The 16,113-nt window shown below is 39.5% G+C and carries 15 protein-coding genes; 9 read left to right on the forward strand and 6 right to left on the reverse strand.

Translation table 11 applies throughout. The features are described from left to right. Window positions 1-24: 24 nt before the first annotated feature. The 3 genes from QL984_RS08090 to rnd all read left to right on the forward strand — a co-directional run bounded on the left by QL984_RS08090 (window position 25) and on the right by rnd (window position 3,825). The gene (locus QL984_RS08090; protein ID WP_016900166.1) at window positions 25-876 is read left to right on the forward strand and encodes an alpha/beta hydrolase; all 852 of its coding nucleotides are present in this window, start codon (window positions 25-27) and stop codon (window positions 874-876) included. A gap of 115 nt (window positions 877-991) precedes the next feature. After that, window positions 992-2,644: a long-chain-fatty-acid--CoA ligase FadD gene (fadD, locus tag QL984_RS08095; RefSeq protein ID WP_016900167.1), complete on the forward strand. Its 1,653-nt coding sequence runs from the start codon at window positions 992-994 to the stop codon at window positions 2,642-2,644. Between the two features lie 50 nt (window positions 2,645-2,694). After that, a complete protein-coding gene (gene rnd, locus QL984_RS08100; RefSeq protein WP_013463308.1) occupies window positions 2,695-3,825 on the forward strand; it encodes a ribonuclease D in 1,131 nt (376 codons plus the stop codon). Between the two features lie 54 nt (window positions 3,826-3,879). Here rnd and minE read toward each other — a convergent pair whose 3' ends face one another. Genes minE through minC form a run of 3 tightly spaced genes read right to left on the reverse strand, consistent with a single transcriptional unit; the run spans window position 3,880 to window position 5,664 of the window. Beyond that, window positions 3,880-4,143: a cell division topological specificity factor MinE gene (gene minE, locus QL984_RS08105; RefSeq protein WP_008111532.1), complete on the reverse strand. Its 264-nt coding sequence runs from the start codon at window positions 4,141-4,143 to the stop codon at window positions 3,880-3,882. A gap of 1 nt (window position 4,144) precedes the next feature. Next, window positions 4,145-4,954, reverse strand: a complete 810-nt coding sequence (gene minD, locus QL984_RS08110; protein ID WP_013463309.1) for a septum site-determining protein MinD — start codon at window positions 4,952-4,954, stop codon at window positions 4,145-4,147. A gap of 5 nt (window positions 4,955-4,959) precedes the next feature. Then, window positions 4,960-5,664, reverse strand: coding sequence for a septum site-determining protein MinC (minC, locus tag QL984_RS08115; RefSeq protein WP_013463310.1), 705 nt, complete (start codon window positions 5,662-5,664; stop codon window positions 4,960-4,962). A gap of 155 nt (window positions 5,665-5,819) precedes the next feature. On the opposite strand from minC, the gene QL984_RS08120 reads away from it, so the two are divergent. Together QL984_RS08120 and QL984_RS08125 are read left to right on the forward strand one after the other, a co-directional pair. After that, window positions 5,820-6,101, forward strand: a complete 282-nt coding sequence (locus QL984_RS08120; RefSeq protein ID WP_013463311.1) for a YcgL domain-containing protein — start codon at window positions 5,820-5,822, stop codon at window positions 6,099-6,101. Next, complete coding sequence (locus QL984_RS08125; protein ID WP_016900168.1) at window positions 6,094-7,110, forward strand: lytic murein transglycosylase; 1,017 nt, start codon at window positions 6,094-6,096, stop codon at window positions 7,108-7,110. The genes QL984_RS08120 and QL984_RS08125 overlap by 8 nt, the downstream gene beginning before the upstream one ends. A gap of 47 nt (window positions 7,111-7,157) precedes the next feature. On the opposite strand, the gene QL984_RS08130 is transcribed toward QL984_RS08125, so the two are convergent. Next, entirely contained in the window at window positions 7,158-7,706 is a 549-nt protein-coding gene (locus QL984_RS08130; protein WP_013463314.1) for an HTH domain-containing protein, read from the reverse strand. A 216-nt stretch (window positions 7,707-7,922) separates the two neighbouring features. Between QL984_RS08130 and adhP the strand changes: the two genes are divergently transcribed. Continuing rightward, window positions 7,923-8,933 (forward strand): alcohol dehydrogenase AdhP, encoded by a 1,011-nt coding sequence (gene adhP, locus QL984_RS08135; protein ID WP_016900169.1) that lies wholly within the window; start codon window positions 7,923-7,925, stop codon window positions 8,931-8,933. Between the two features lie 52 nt (window positions 8,934-8,985). Here adhP and QL984_RS08140 read toward each other — a convergent pair whose 3' ends face one another. Further along, window positions 8,986-11,406, reverse strand: a complete 2,421-nt coding sequence (locus tag QL984_RS08140; protein ID WP_016900170.1) for a TonB-dependent receptor plug domain-containing protein — start codon at window positions 11,404-11,406, stop codon at window positions 8,986-8,988. Window positions 11,407-11,700: 294 nt separating this feature from the next. Then, entirely contained in the window at window positions 11,701-12,972 is a 1,272-nt protein-coding gene (locus tag QL984_RS08145; protein WP_024601324.1) for an amidohydrolase family protein, read from the reverse strand. Window positions 12,973-13,131: 159 nt separating this feature from the next. Between QL984_RS08145 and QL984_RS08150 the strand changes: the two genes are divergently transcribed. The 3 genes from QL984_RS08150 (at window position 13,132) to QL984_RS08160 (ending at window position 16,073) form a co-directional block, all read left to right on the forward strand. Then, window positions 13,132-14,949 carry a DUF885 domain-containing protein gene (locus QL984_RS08150; RefSeq protein ID WP_024601323.1) on the forward strand — a complete coding sequence of 606 codons (1,818 nt, stop codon included), beginning with the start codon at window positions 13,132-13,134 and terminating at the stop codon, window positions 14,947-14,949. 96 nt (window positions 14,950-15,045) lie between these two features. Then, the gene (locus QL984_RS08155) at window positions 15,046-15,558 is read left to right on the forward strand and encodes a YcgN family cysteine cluster protein (protein WP_016900173.1); all 513 of its coding nucleotides are present in this window, start codon (window positions 15,046-15,048) and stop codon (window positions 15,556-15,558) included. Continuing rightward, window positions 15,558-16,073: an RNA methyltransferase gene (locus QL984_RS08160; protein ID WP_013463320.1), complete on the forward strand. Its 516-nt coding sequence runs from the start codon at window positions 15,558-15,560 to the stop codon at window positions 16,071-16,073. Before QL984_RS08155 ends, QL984_RS08160 begins: the two co-directional genes overlap by 1 nt. The last annotated feature ends 40 nt before the right edge of the window (window positions 16,074-16,113 follow it).

Here is a 16,113-nt window from a genome sequence, read left to right on the forward strand (position 1 = left end):
CAAATAAAAAAGTTGAGGTTTGCGTTGCAACCATTTTCGGTAAAAGCTAATGACCTAGATATACGCGGTATTAAATTTGGAGACGGTGAAGACGTCGTTATCGCTCTGCATGGCTGGCTAGATAATAGTGCTAGCTTTGTGCCTATGCTGAGTCGAGCTGCACCTTCGCAAACATGGTATTGCATTGATTTTCCAGGGCATGGGCTGTCATCTTGGCGAAGCCCTCAGGCACATTACTACTTTATTGACTATGTGGATGATGTGTATGCATTAATCACAGCGCTTAAGTTAAAGAAGGTACACTTAGTTGGTCATTCTATGGGGGCTATGGTTGCAGGACTATTTGCTAGTTGTTTTAGTGAGTATGTAAAATCTGTTTCTTTTATTGAAGGTATAGGTTGTGTCACTACCGATAGCGATGAAGTGTGTTCTCAGCTAAGAAATGCCATACTAAACCGAGCAAGGCTTAGTACAAAAAAATCACGGGTATACACATCAAAACAACAAATTTATCAAGCACGTGCAAAAACAACTGATTTAAATAATGAACAAATTGCATTGCTGATGGACAGAAACATAAAACAAATGCACAGTGGTTTTGAGCTAACTTGCGATCCTAAGCTTAAAAATCACTCAGGTTTTCGATTTGATGAAGCGCAATGTATTGGTGCAATAAAAGAATTAATTGCACCATGCCAATTAATATTAGGTGATAAAGGTTATCCATTTGTAAAACAAAATCTAGACAAGTATAGTAAATATTACAATAACTTGAGTGTAATAGATGTGCCTGGTGGGCATCATTGCCATATGCAAAGTAGTGGACTATGTTTTGAACACATTCACGCATTTATGGTGCAAAGTAGTGCATGTTAATTGTATATTACCGATAAATGTGGGATTATCTCTAGATTAGAGTATTTGCTCAATTGTGAAAGTGCCTTACTTAGATTAAGGTTAATAAAAATATAATTATAAACAGGGGCTAAGAGTGGAAAAAATCTGGCTTAAGCGCTACCCAGAAGGTATGCCTGAAACAATCGATCCTGAGCACTACAACTCGTTACTCGAAGTGTTTGAAAAAAGTTTTAATGATTACAAAGATTTACCTGCATTTACTAATATGGGTAAAACATTGTCATATAACGAAATTGACGCGGCAACAAAACGTGTTGCGGCTTATATTCAAAACGATTTAGGATTAAAAAAGGGCGATAAAGTCGCTGTTATGATGCCTAACTTGTTGCAAACCCCAATTGCTATATTAGGTATTTTACGCGCAGGGTGTGTGGTGGTTAACGTTAATCCGCTATATACCGTTCGTGAGCTAGAGCACCAATTAAAAGATTCTGAAACATCAGCAATATTTATTCTTGCTAACTTCGCTGTCACGCTTGAAAAAGCACTGCCTAATACTGACGTTAAACACATTGTGGTTACGCAGGTTGGTGACATGATGGGTGGTCTTAAAAAGCATTTAGTCAATTTTGTTGTTAAGCATTTCAAAAAAATGGTACCAAGCTATACGTTGCCTAACACGATTAACTTTTGTGATTTATTAAAAGCTGATCTGAATGGCTATAAGCGCCCAGAGGTTAACTTAAGCGATTTAGCATTTTTACAATACACCGGTGGTACAACCGGTGTGTCTAAAGGGGCAATGTTGAGCCACGGTAATTTGGTGGGTAACCTTGAGCAAGTATCTGGTTGTTTAGATAACGTGCTTGAGCGTGGTAGAGAAGTGGTTATTACCGCGCTACCGCTCTATCATATATTTGCATTAACAGCGAACTGTTTAGCATTTATGAAATACGGCGGCTTAAACGTTTTAATTACAAATCCACGTGATATGCCTGGATTTGTAAAAGAGCTTAGTCAGCATAAATTTACTGCTATTACAGGGGTGAACACTTTATTTAATGGCTTATTAAATACCCCTGGTTTCTCTGAGCTTGATTTTAGTCACCTTAAAATGTCATTAGGCGGCGGCATGGCAGTACAACGCCCTGTTGCAGAAAAATGGCAAAAGGTCACTAACAGCAAACTAATGGAAGGCTATGGCCTGACAGAATGTTCTCCTTTAGTCACAATTAGCCCGTATGATTTAGAAGCTTATAATGGTTCTATCGGTCTACCTGCGCCAAGTACTGACATTAAATTAATGCTCGATAACGGTGAAGAAGCTGCTAAAGGTGAGCCGGGTGAACTGTGGGTAAAAGGTCCGCAAGTAATGCTTGGTTACTATAATCGCCCTGATGCAACGGCTGAATGTTTAAAAGATGGCTGGTTTGCAACTGGTGATATTGCCACTTACGATGACGAAGGTTTTTTCTACATTGTTGATCGTAAAAAAGACATGATTATTGTTTCAGGCTTTAATGTTTTCCCAAATGAAATAGAAGAAGTGGTTGCCATGCATGAAGGCGTGCTAGAAGTGGCCGCGGTTGGTATCCCTCATGACATTAGTGGTGAACAAGTTAAAGTTTTTGTTGTGAAAAAAGACCCTTCTTTAACTGAAAAAGATATAATAAAACATTGTCGTGATAATTTAACTAATTACAAGGTTCCTAAACTCGTTGAGTTTAAGGATGAGTTACCCAAAACTAACGTGGGTAAAATTCTCAGAAGAGCCTTAAAAGATTAGCAACTATAAAAAAGCCGACATCAGTCGGCTTTTTTATTGTAGGAGACTCAGTGCACTACCAATTGATCCAAACCCAAAATGAGCTTAATACGTTTGTAGAACAAATTAAAAACAAACCCATTCTTGCTATTGATACCGAGTTTATGCGCCGCCGTACTTTGTATCCAGAAGTTGCACTTATTCAAGTTTATGATGGCGAACATTTAGCGCTTATTGACCCGCTTGCCGAGCTTTCCTTGTTTGATTTTTGGCAAATACTTAAAGATCCTAAAGTGCTAAAAGTACTCCATTCACCCTCAGAAGATATTGAAGTTTTTCAAAAGTACGCAGGATTTGTTCCTTATCCTTTATTCGATACCCAGTTTGCACTTCAGCTATTAGGTGAGGGAAACTGTATGGGCTTTGCCTTAATGGTGAAAACATTATTGAATATTGAGATTGATAAAAGCGAATCGCGCACTAATTGGTTACAACGCCCCCTTACCCAAAAGCAACTTGAATACGCTGCTGCTGATACGTATCACCTGCTGCCTTGTTTTGAGTTAATTATAGATAGCATTAAAGCCGCTGATTTATTTGATATTGTGATCAATGAAAGTGAATTAGTTGCCAATAAACGTGCTTTTCAAATCCCGGATGAGCTACTTTACAAAGAAATTAAAAATGCATGGCAACTTAAGCCGCATGAACTAGCGGTACTTAAAGAGTTAGCAGTATGGCGTCGAAATAAAGCTATTCGTAAAAATCTAGCGCTTAATTTTGTGCTTAAAGAGCACAATATGACCGAAATTGCCAAACGAGGCCCTTCAAGTTTAAATGCTCTGAGACAAATTCCTGGGGTAGAACCCATTGAAGTGAATCGTTCTGGGGTTGAAATTTTAAAGTGTATTGAGCAGGCCAAAGCCATTCCAGCTGAGCAACACCCACAAGTATTAAAGCGGTTAATTGATTTTCCTACCTATAAAAAAGTAGCGAAGGAGATCAAACAAAAAATTACTAAAGTTGCTAAAGAGCATAACATTCCAGAAGACGTTATGGCCTCTAAAAAGCAAATAAATCAGCTAATTAGTTGGAACTGGAAGTTAACTGCTCAGCAAAAAGAAAAACACATAAAACCAGATTTACTCAGCTCATGGCGATATGATTTTGTTAAAGATGCGCTAAAAGAGTGGGATAATTAGAGTATTAAATAGCTTGATGTAAAAAATAAAAAGGGCGCTTAGCGCCCTTTTTTATTATTTCTTTTCTTCGTCAGGTAATGTGACATTGAGCTCGAGTACCGCTAAATCGTCTTCATTTTGATCAAACTGAACTTGAACCGCATCGGCGCCTACATTAACGTACTTACGAATGACATCAAGAATATCTTGCTTTAATTGTGGCAAGTAATCTGGTGTTCCACGCTGAGAACGCTCGTGCGCGACAATGATCTGCAATCGCTCTTTTGCTAATGACGCACTGTTTTTCTTTTCTGAGCGGAAGTAGTCAAGTAAAGACACATTAACCTCCAAATATCCGTTTGAATAAACCCTTTTTCTCTACATCTAAAAATCTAAATTCAACCGTTTCGCCTAATAAACGACTGATCGCATCAGCATAAGCTTGACCTGCGTCTGATTCGCTATCAAGAATTACCGGTTGTCCAGAGTTTGATGCACTAAGCACTGCTTGAGATTCAGGAATGACACCTAGTAAGTCTATGGCTAGGATGTCCTGGATATCTTCAACAGATAGCATTTCACCTTTTGATACACGATCTGGATTATAGCGTGTTATTAGCAAATGCTCTTTAATGTTTTCTAATCCTTCTTCGGCACGTTTCGATTTACTGTGTAAAATGCCTAGAATACGATCCGAATCTCGTACTGACGAGACTTCAGGGTTGGTTGTAACTATTGCTTCATCAGCGAAGTACATCGCCATCATAGCTCCGGCTTCAATACCTGCAGGAGAATCACAAACAATATAGTCAAAGTCTTCTTTTAACTCGTTCAATACGCGTTCAACACCATCACGGGTGAGTGCGTCTTTATCGCGAGTTTGTGAAGCAGGAAGTAAAAATAACTTTTCTACACGTTTGTCTTTTATGAGTGCTTGATTAAGGTTAGCTTCGCCATTGATCACATTAACAAAGTCATACACTACGCGACGTTCACAACCCATGATGAGGTCTAAATTACGTAAACCGATATCAAAATCGATGATAACAGTTTTGTAGCCTTTTAATGCTAAGCCTGTACCAATTGCTGCGCTTGATGTTGTTTTACCAACACCCCCTTTACCCGAGGTAACGACAATTATTTTTGCCATGAGATTTATCCTTTAACCAAAGCTGAAATTTCTAAAGATTCATTTTTTTGTTGTATTTGAACTGCGTTACCCCAGTGTTCACCTTGCAGTGAGTCACTGATCCAGTAATTACCATTGATTGAAACGAGTTCTGCTTCTAATTTATTACAAAATATGTATGCGTTTTCGAGCCCTTTTGCGCCGGCAATTGCACGCCCTCGTAGGGTTCCGTAAATATGTACATTGCCATCGGCAATTACTTCTGCACCATGGCTTACCGCGCCTAACACCACCAAGTCGCGGTCTTTGGCGTAAACTTGTTGGCCTGAGCGCACCGCACCATTAATAATTTGCGCTGGTAAATACACGGTTTTTTCTACAACCGAAGTATTTGACTCTACTCTTGCGGGTTCACTCTTAACGTCTTGTGAATAGTTTAAAACAGATAACCCTGCGGCTTTTGCCTGTTTATGCTGTTCATCCGAACCATTACATACACCTACAGCATTAAAGCTCATGCGTTCAATAAGCGATTTTAAGTGAACAAAGTCGATTGCGCTGTTTTTTACTTCAATTAAATTGACGACAATGGGGGCACCCTCAAAGAACTTTGGGGCTTGGGCAATTTTTACATACAGTTGTTCTGCTAAAAGGTTAATATCAGTACTATAAAGATGTAAAACTGATAACGTAAAAAGGTTGCCTTTTAGCTCAAAAATTTGGTCCGACATAGATGCTCAACTGGATTGTCTAGTTAGCATGTAACTTTATATAAACCTAGGCTGAACAAGGCTTTTATTACAGTTTCCACACTAATTTTTATAACTTATTATTATTGCCATGTTATAGTGTGTAGCACTGTTAAGCAAGATTTTATAGGGCCATAATGCTAACTGCGGTATATAAAAGTAAGAAAAAAGCAGATACTTTCTTATTTATTGAAAAAAGAGACGATTTTAGTAAAGTTCCGGAACCTTTAATGGCCATGTTTGGTCAACCTCAGTACGTGATGATCATTAACTTAGCGAAGCGGACTCAATTAGGCGTAGCGGATTTAGACACTTTAAAACAGTCGCTTAGCGACCAAGGCTATTATTTACAAATTCCGCCACCAGAGGAAAACTTGCTAAGTCAATTAAGAAAACAAAATGGAGCAGATAGTGATTAAAAAATTAGCGGTTGTATTGTGTGGTGTGTGTTTAAGCTCATCGGTGATGGCAAAAACACAAGCTGAGTTTCAACAATATCTTACTAATTTAAAGCAAGAGGCAATAGCAAAAGGCTACGATACTCAGTTAATTGAGCAAGCATTTGCCACTGCATCTTATAAAGAAAAAGTCATTTCAGCAGACAAAAACCAGCCAGAAGTAAAAGAAACGCTGGAAACGTATTTACCAAAACGAGTACCGCAATGGAAAATAGATCGTGCGCGTAAATTGTATAAAGAAAACCAAGAAGTCTTAGAAAAAGTAGCAAAAGACTTTGGTGTTCAAGCGCGTTTTATTGTGGCTATTTGGGGTTTAGAAAGTAATTTTGGCGCTATTCAAGGCGGCCACAATGTTATTTCATCCTTAGTAACTTTAGCATTTGATGGACGTCGTGAAGCGTTATACAAACGCCAATTGTGGGCAGCACTGGATATATTAAAGTCGGGACATATCACGCTTGATAAATTTAAAGGCTCGTGGGCGGGTGCAATGGGGCAAACCCAGTTTATGCCAACCTCATTTAATGCTTACGCCGTTGATTACAATAACGATGGCCGCAAAGATATTTGGACAACCAAAGAAGACGCGTTTGCTTCAATTGCAAATTACTTAAAGCAAGAGGGTTGGAATGATAATTTAACCTGGGGTCGCCAGGTACAATTGCCCGCTGATTTTGATAAGCAGTATATATTAAAGCGCGGTACTAAAACCCGAAAGCAATGGCTAGAGTACTGGGATAAATCAGAGCGCTCTTTAGCAGATTGGCAAGCATTAGGTGTTCGTCGTGTTGATGGCAGTGATTTACCTACGGTTGCTGTAGATGCAGCACTGGTGATGCCGGATGATATAAATGGACGCATGTATTTAGCATACGATAACTACAAAGTATTTATGCACTGGAATCGATCATATTACTTTGCAACCAGCGTAGGTTATTTGTCAGATAGAATTGCTTACCCAAAAATTTAAGCTTAAGCGAATAACTAAAAAGCCGCTCATTGCGGCTTTTTAATGGTTTACTGCTCTTTTTTGAATATTTTATCTTTAAGGTCAATGACTTTGCCAATGCCTGAACCTAGCTTCATTAGTTTGTTTAGCTGCTCAGGGGTTAAGCGTTGTAACTCTGACGACCATTTAGTCACTGTTTCAAGTAAGTTATGAATTTCGCCCATTTGTTTTTGTGCATAAATTTCATCGTCGTTACTTGCTTCATCTAATAAGTTATCTCTGAGTAAGCTAAGTGTAGGTTCTACTTCACGCTTTTTACGTTCTTCAAACACGCGATTAGCCATATCCCAAATGTCACCCGCAGGTGCATAGTATTCTTTTCTATCTCCTGGGATATGCATTACCTTGATCAGCTGCCAAGATTGTAATTCTTTAATTCCCATACTCACGTTACCGCGTGAAATACTCAGCGCATCTGCGATTTGGTTTGCCGTCATTGGATCTTTGGTAATAATAAGTAACCCGCACATTTGGCCGATTGTACGATTAAATCCCCAGCGGCTGCCCATCTCGCCACAATGCATTACAAAGGCAAAGTTTTTTTCTGATAATGTCATTGTTACAAGTTTCAAAAATAAATGAAATCTATGCTAGCACGCTGGTTAAGTATGGCAAGCGTTTAGCTTGGATAAAAAACCACGTTTTACGACTAATGATTGATATAGATTAATATTTAAGCATTTATAGTGGGTTATGTTGCGGGTATGCAACATAACATTGTTGTTTAACGCCTTTGTTAAATAGCATAATTTTTTATAAACGATGGAATGACTATGAAAGCAGCAATAAATACAGAATATAAAGGCAAGTTAGAAATCACCGATTTACCAATCCCAGAGGTAGGTCCTAACGATGTGCTGGTAAAAATAGCCGCTTGTGGTGTATGTCACACCGATTTACATGCGTGTCATGGTGATTGGCCGGTAAAACCAAAAATGCCATTGGTACCAGGTCACGAAGGCGTGGGTGTAATAGAAAAACTAGGCAGTAATATTAAACATTTAGAAGTGGGCGACCGAGTGGGTGTACCTTGGTTGTATAGCGCCTGTGGCCATTGTGAATTTTGTTTAGATGGACGTGAAACCCTGTGTTTATCGCAACATAATACCGGTTACTCAATTGACGGTGGTTATGCAGAATATTGTTTAGCACATGGTGATTACATCATCAAAATACCGGAAGGATTAGGCTTTGCTGAAGCTGCCCCGTTATTCTGTGCCGGCGTAACAACGTATAAAGCATTAAAAGTATCAGATGCAAAGCCGGGTCAATGGGTTGCTATTGTTGGTGTGGGCGGTTTAGGTCACTTAGCGGTGCAATATGCAAAAGCAATGGGCTTTAATGTTATTGCTGTAGATACAGGCAAAGAAAAAATGGCCCTAGCTAAAGAGTTAGGCGCTGATATTACGCTTGATTTTAAAGACGTGGTGCCAAGTGAGGCTATTTTTGAGCAAGTAGGTGGGGCGCACGCTGTTGTTTGTACCGCAGTATCAAAACCTGGGTTTGAACAAGCGTATAAAAGTGTTCGCCGTGGGGGCAAATGCGTATTAGTTGGCTTACCACCAGAAGATATGCCATTGCCAATTTTTGATACTGTGCTAAATGGTGTTTCAGTAGTAGGTTCTATTGTAGGTACACGTAAAGACCTTCAAGAATGCCTTGAATTTGCCGCACAAGGTAAAGTAAAAGCTATCATTGAAGAGAAAAAACTCGAAGATATTAATGAAATTTTCGATGACATGCTCAAAGGTGAAATTAACGGCCGTATAGTTGTTACAATCTAACTATACCAAAATATAGTGCGCACAAACCAACCTGGCTTGTGCGCATTGTATGCTATAGCGTATAACTAAAGCTTAACTTTGCATTTCTTTCCTCACCTGGCATACCGCCTAAAAACATGGCTTTAGAATAGTATTTTTTATTAAACAGGTTATTAATGTTTAATTGCATTTGCCAGTTGTCTGCTTTATAGCTAACTGCAGCATCATACACGGTATAAGCAGGGACGTAGCCGTTATCAATACCGAACGAGCTTGAGTTAGTACTGCGCTTATCAACAAACGTTAAGCCTGCGCTTAAATCTACTGCGTGAGGTAATTCAAATAACGCAGCAGAGTAAGTTACCCATGAGCTAGCAGTTACATAAGGCACGCCTTTTTGGCGAGTATCAAAGCTTGTGCTGTTTGGGTTAGTTTTATCTCTAGCATCTTGATAAACACCGTTGATGTTAACTTTCCATTGATCGTTCAAATACGCATTTAAGTCAATTTCTACACCTTTGGTTTGTTCTTCACCATCAAAGAAGCTCTCCACTACGTTTGGTGCAGACACGCCTGCTTCATAAAGTGGGTTGGCGTACTCTAGGTTTGTACGTGCACTTTCAAATACTACAATTGAAGCCAGTAATTGGTCATCAAACGCTTTAAAACGAAATCCTAAATCGTTACTAACAGATTCTGAGTCTTCTCTATCGGCTTCATTACCAGCAACAGAGCCAAGTACACTGTAGGCAGTACGACCTTTTGAGTGATTTAAAAATAAAGCCATGTCAGCGCTTAATTGATAAGTAGCCCCTAAATTGTACGTTAAACCGCTATCTGAGGTGTTTGCCTCTGGCGTTGGATTTGCGCGGCTTTGACTATAACGTGGGTCAACACCAAAATGCTCGTAACTTTGTTTTATACGATTATGAGCAATCCCAATACGGGTGGTGATTTTATCGTTAATGTAGGCAACATGCTGAAGGCCTAAACCCCATGCCTGTACTTTTTTATTATAATCGCTGGTTTTAAGCGGATCGTAATCATTAAATTCACCCGTAGGCCAATTTGGCTGACGCATATCAAAAATATACGGTAGTGCGCCTTGGTAAATAACTTCACCGGCTTTGTTTTTAATGACCTTATCGGCATCGTAAATAGAATATTGTTTAAAACGAATATCACGATCTTCATAGTTGGCGTTAACCAGTAATTCGTTTTCTATGTTACCGAGCATAAAGTCATAACGTAAATCTAAAAAGTATTGCCATGATTTTTCATCCGCTTCTACTTGGCGGTACTCTTGGCGTCTGGCTGCAAAAGGGTATAACACGTCATCAACAACTAGCGGTGCGCGTGGGTCTTGATTGATCACGCCGTTACGTTTCCAGTAAACGTAGTTGTAAGCACCTGTTTGGCGGGCAAAACTTGAGGTGTAATTACGGTACTGTAGTTGTTGATTAACAAATAAATCATCACTAATGTAATAATTATGGGCTAATTTAAAACGCAGCTCTTCACCTTCGTTATCCTTTGCCATCGGTGATATTATGCCATTGGTGCCAAAGTTAAAGGGTGTTAAACCATCATTGCTTGCCAAAGAGTTAGCTAGTTCATTTCGTTGTGCTTCACTCAATTGTAAGCCACTTGCTGTAGGGTCATTCACTAAATCGGCGCCTGATACTTCACCTGCAGTTAAACCGTTGACCGATTCACTGTTAAAAATACGAATAGGATGGCCGATAGAATCCACAGCAATGGCGTCCTTGATATAGGCTCCCGATAACACAAACGCATGTTGATCATTTAGTACATATTTTAAAGACGAATAAATTTCATCACGTTGTTCTTTTAAATCACGAAAGCCATCGCTAGAGGCGGTTTTTGCCATGACTCGATAAGCTAAGTCGTCTGTTATTGCATTGGTGCTATCGAGTGCCAGAGAATAACTATCCCACTGACCAATATCCATTTCTAAGGTATGTTGTTCGTTAAACTGTGGCTTTTTTTCAATCAGGTTAATCACACCACCAGCACTGCCCATGCCGTATAAACCAGTTGCTGGGCCTTTTAATACTTCAATTGATTCAACATTGGTTAAAGAACGCGTTGGATTAAAGGTATTGCCTAATCCTGCACCACCGTACATGCCATCATAGGTATAATTAGCACCTAAACCACGAATTACTAAATTATCACCAATGCCATAGTTGTTACCGGCTTGCGTTAAACCACTTACATTTCGGATCACATCTTGTAAACTATCAATACCTTGCGATGCAATTAGCGCTTTATCAACAATGACCACGGGTGCAGGGGTTTCCATTAGTGACATATCAGATTTAGTGGCCAAACCTGAGCTCATTACCACTCGGTTTTGTTGCTCGTAAACACTAATACGTTCAATATCGGAATTAACTTGTGACTCGTTTGCCAATGCCAAGTGCGCGTTTAAGCACGCGAGTGTGAGTAGTGAGTATTGAAACCTTTTCATAGAGTGATAACCATTCGCATTTGTTAATTTTCGTGAATGATAATGGTTATCATTTTAAAATAAAATAAAAAGTTCAAACTTTTTTACTTTAATGGGTGTGTTTGCTTGATAGTTATACAATGTGATTTAAAAACAATCACATTTAAAAATATTAACGGGGTATTGCAGTCGCTAGTTGGCTTTACCAAGAGAGAATTTAAATAAAGTATTGATGATTAAATGGGCAGTTTAGCTACATTAGCTAAAAAATTGTTAAGGTTGAGCTAAGCTCAACCTTATAAAGATGTATTGGGTTTACTGCTTGTAAACGACACCGGCTTTCATTACAAAAGGAATACGCTCTAGTGTAGAAATATTTTTAAGTGGGTTAGCACTCACCGCTATAATATCAGCAGCAAAACCAGTTTTAATTTGCCCCAGTTGTGAATCTGCCTTTAGTAATTTAGCACTATTAATGGTCGCGGCTTGAATAGCTTGTAATTCACTCATACCAAATTCAACCATTCGCGAGAACTGTTTCGCATTATCACCATGTGGATAAATAGCCGCATCTGTACCAAATACCATGTTAACCCCAGCTTCAACGGCGCGTTTAAAGCTGTCTCTTTGCTTTTTAGAAACAAGGCGTTCTTTATTTAGGTTCTCTTCATCTACCCCATTTTGCTCACCAAAGCTCAGTGTATATTCAGTATTGTAAATATCCATAGAGAGCCAAGTACCGTGCTTTATAGCAAGCTCAATCGCTTCATCGTCTAAAAAGCTAGCATGCTCTACGCTGTCTACACCGGCTTTAATGGCTGTTTTAATGCCGTTAGTGCCGTGTGCGTGAGCCGCAACAGGTAATTCTCGCATGTGCGCTTCATCCACAATGGCTTTCATTTCTTCAAATGCGTATTGTTGTATGCCCACCTTTGTGCCTTTAGAAAATACCCCACCAGTTGCACATAATTTAATTGCATTAGCGCCATATTTAATATTTTCACGTACTTTAATGCGAACAGCCCATGGGCCATCAGCAACCCCCGAGGCGGTATATTTCATTTCTGGAGGCAAACGATTATTGTCACAGTGTCCGCCAGTAATCCCCAAAGAAGGGCCTGCAGCCCAGATGCGAGGGCCAATAATATCACCTGCATTAATGCCGTCGCGAACCGCAATAACACTAAAGCCTTCTGCACCTAGGTTACGCACTGTGGTAAAGCCGGCTTCTAATGTTTTTTTAGCAAAGTAACTGGCTTTAATAGCCATACGCGGTACTGATTGGCCTATACGTTCACTGCGCGAAACGGTTGGATCGCTGGTTAAATGCACATGCATATCCATCAACCCCGGCATTACGGTGAGTTCAGGTAGGTTAATCAGTTCATCATTACTGGTAAGCGTTGGCTGTTTATTAAATTGGATTTGGCTTATTACACCCTCGTCAATCGCGATTAACGGATTAGCTTTTAGATCTCCAGTTTTTACATCAAGCAAAGCTTTGGCCGATATATAGGTGGTTGCCAGTGTACTTGCGCTGGTTAAGCTCAGTAATGCGATTGATGTAGTTAGTAAATGTTTTTTTATTTTGATCATTTTTATTATTTAATTATTTAAATTTACCTGAATGTAGCAATCATTAGGTATTGAGTAAATTATTTAGCGACGAATCCCACTCACCGTAATTGCTTTATTTAAGGCATTTAAAACCGCATAATTGGCGGGTAAAAACTAACAAGGATCTTTATGAAAGTTATTAAAATAGCACTGGTTGCCAGTAGCGTTATGTTTGCCTTAAGTGGTTGTATGAGCACCAGCTCACAATTAAACACAAATCAGCCAGTCGCGCCTGTAATAAGCGAATTATCAGCACAGCAGCAATTAGATGTGCTCGTTGCCCAGTACTACGATGAGTCATTAACCTTTAATCCCTTAAGCGCCACTTATAACGGTCGCCATGAATTCGATGATCAATTCTTGCCGGTGATATCGCAGGCTAATCGTGATAAAAAAACTGCTTTTTATAAAAAATATCAACAACGTTTAACGCTAATCGATGAATCACAATTAACAGGGCAGGCGCTACTTAACTTTGAAGTGTTATCGCGAGATTTAGCCCTGAAGCTTGAGGGCATGCAATATAAAGATTATTTGTTACCGATTAACCAAATGTCGGGAGCACATAATACCTTTGCTGGATTTGGTTCAGGGCAAAGTGCACAGCCCTTTAATACTGTTGCCGACTATGAGCAATTTATTAAACGTGCTGATGGTTTTGTGAAATGGTTAGCCAGTGTTGAACAATCAATGGCGCAAGGTGTTAAACAAGGCGTGGTATTGCCTATGCCATTGGCTAAAAAATTATTGCCTCAGTTTAAAGTGCACGTAGTAACTAACGCAGAAGATTCATTATTTTATTCACCAATAAAGGCCATGCCCGACTCATTTTCTAATGCACAAAAACAGCAACTCACTGAGCAGTATAAAACGCTTATTTTAGATAAATTAGTGCCCGCTTATCAGCGTATGAGTGAGTTTTTACTCAACGACTATATTCCTCATGCTCGTGATTCTGTTGGTTATGCTGATTTACCTAATGGTAAAGCGTGGTACGAATATCAAATCAAGAAAAACACCACGTTGAGTTTATCAGCAGATGAAATTCATGACATTGGCTTAAGTGAAGTGGCTCGAATTTTAAGTGAAATGAAAACGGTTAAAAATACCGTGGGATTTAAAGGTGATTTAGCATCGTTTTTTGATCATTTACGTGACTCAGATGAGTTTTATTATAAAACAGCTGATGAGTTAATTGCCGCCTATGAAGATATTAAACTAAAAATAGATGCGCGCTTACCGCGATTATTTAATATTGAGCCTAAAGCCCCTTACATTGTTAAAGCAGTAGAAGCGTATCGTGCGCAATCGGCAGCGGGGGCATCTTATGCAGGGCCTGCACCAGATGGTTCTCGTCCGGGTATCTTTTACATTAATGCTTACAACTTAAAAGCGCAGCCTAAATTTTTACTTGAAACGCTATCTATTCATGAAGCAGCACCTGGTCATCACTTTCAAATTGCACTGCAACAAGAAGTAGAAAGCCTGCCCGATTTTCGTAAATTTGGCGGCTACACGGTGTTTGCTGAGGGCTGGGCATTATACGCGGAGAGTCTTGGCAAAGAGCTTGGCTTATTTACCGACCCGTATATGTGGTATGGGCGTCTTAACGATGAGCAGCTAAGAGCTATGCGTTTAGTGCTTGATACAGGCTTTCATGCCAAAGGGTGGACACGTCAACAAGGCATTGACTACATGTTAGCTAACTCTTCAATGGCAAAAAGCGATGTAATTGCTGAAGTGGAACGTTATATTGCATGGCCTGGGCAAGCATTATCGTACAAATTGGGTGAGTTTAAAATTAAAGAGCTTAGAGATTACGCCCACCAGCAGTTAGGCGAGCAATTTGATATTAAAGCCTTTCATACGCAAATATTAATAGATGGCGCATTGCCTATGCCTATCTTAGAGCAAAAAATTAAACGTTGGGTTAAATCTCAGCAGTAACATAATCGCGCAAAGTCATTATTTGAACAGGGATTGGCTTTGCGCGCTTTGCTGCAATACGTTAGAATGCGCGCTCTTAAAAGGCGCGAGAACACCATGTTTGATCAACAATTAGCAAAAACCCAATTTTGGCTTAGCAAAAGTCTCAATGAAATGAACCAGCAAGAATGGGAAGCCATTTGTGACGGATGCGGAAAGTGTTGTTTAAACACCTTTATTGACAGCGAAGACGAAGATGACTTTACCGCCACTGATCAGCTAAGAGAAGGTGAGCAACTTATATTTACCAATATTGTTTGCCAATACCTTGATAACGCAACCTGTGGCTGTAGTGAATACGAAAACCGCCAAACCTTAGTGCCTTCTTGCGTTAAGCTTACCAAAGAAAACCTCAAAGACATTTTCTTTATGCCGCAAAGCTGCAGTTATCGCCGACTTCACGAAGGACGTGGATTAGCAACGTGGCATCCGTTACTTAATAACGGCGATAAAACTAAAATGCACGAGCTAAACATTTCTGTTAAAGATAAAACCGTAAAAGACTGTGACGTAAAGCTAGAAGATTTTGATTTGTATATAGCCGAGTGGCCAACCAAGGATTGCAATTAATGAGTAAATTACAAGCAAGTATTGGCTTAATTAATCCTAAAAGCCCGACCAACGTGGGGGGCGTATTACGCGCCGCAGGTTGTTATGACGCACAGCAGGTTTTTTTTACTGGCAACCGTTATTTAAACGCACAGAAATTTCATACCGATACTAAAAATGTAGTGCAACGTATTCCATTAACCGCTACCGATAATTTAGCATCAAGTAAACCACAAGGCGCTAAAGTGGTGGTGATAGAGCTAATAGAAGGGGCCACTCCCTTGCCTGAGTTTACCCACCCTGAGAACGCATTTTATGTGTTCGGCCCAGAGGATGGTTCAGTGCCAAAAGACGTTTTAAAATGGTGCGATGAAGTTGTTTATATTCCAACCATAGGGTGTATGAATTTAGCAGCAACCTGTAATGTTGTTCTTTATGACCGGCTCGCCAAGCTTGGCGGTATTCAAAGTAGTGATGAAACCATTATCACTTCACGCGATACCAATAATAAAATGAAATGGCAAAAACAACCTTAAATATATTAGCTGTTTAAGGTTTATCCCTTGCTAAATGTAA

The sequence above is a fragment of the Pseudoalteromonas sp. APC 3495 genome, assembly GCF_030407645.1.
Taxonomy (GTDB): domain Bacteria; phylum Pseudomonadota; class Gammaproteobacteria; order Enterobacterales; family Alteromonadaceae; genus Pseudoalteromonas; species Pseudoalteromonas tetraodonis.

What these genes read in the sequence shown, in the direction of transcription:
- minD (WP_013463309.1), bottom strand. Translation starts at nt 4,954, where the DNA reads ATGGCAAAAATAATTGTCGTTACCTCGGGTAAAGGGGGTGTTGGTAAA.
- minC (WP_013463310.1), bottom strand. Translation starts at nt 5,664, where the DNA reads ATGTCGGACCAAATTTTTGAGCTAAAAGGCAACCTTTTTACGTTATCA.
- QL984_RS08120 (WP_013463311.1), top strand. Translation starts at nt 5,820, where the DNA reads ATGCTAACTGCGGTATATAAAAGTAAGAAAAAAGCAGATACTTTCTTA.
- QL984_RS08130 (WP_013463314.1), bottom strand. Translation starts at nt 7,706, where the DNA reads ATGACATTATCAGAAAAAAACTTTGCCTTTGTAATGCATTGTGGCGAG.
- adhP (WP_016900169.1), top strand. Translation starts at nt 7,923, where the DNA reads ATGAAAGCAGCAATAAATACAGAATATAAAGGCAAGTTAGAAATCACC.
- QL984_RS08140 (WP_016900170.1), bottom strand. Translation starts at nt 11,406, where the DNA reads ATGAAAAGGTTTCAATACTCACTACTCACACTCGCGTGCTTAAACGCG.
- QL984_RS08150 (WP_024601323.1), top strand. Translation starts at nt 13,132, where the DNA reads ATGAAAGTTATTAAAATAGCACTGGTTGCCAGTAGCGTTATGTTTGCC.
- QL984_RS08155 (WP_016900173.1), top strand. Translation starts at nt 15,046, where the DNA reads ATGTTTGATCAACAATTAGCAAAAACCCAATTTTGGCTTAGCAAAAGT.
- QL984_RS08160 (WP_013463320.1), top strand. Translation starts at nt 15,558, where the DNA reads ATGAGTAAATTACAAGCAAGTATTGGCTTAATTAATCCTAAAAGCCCG.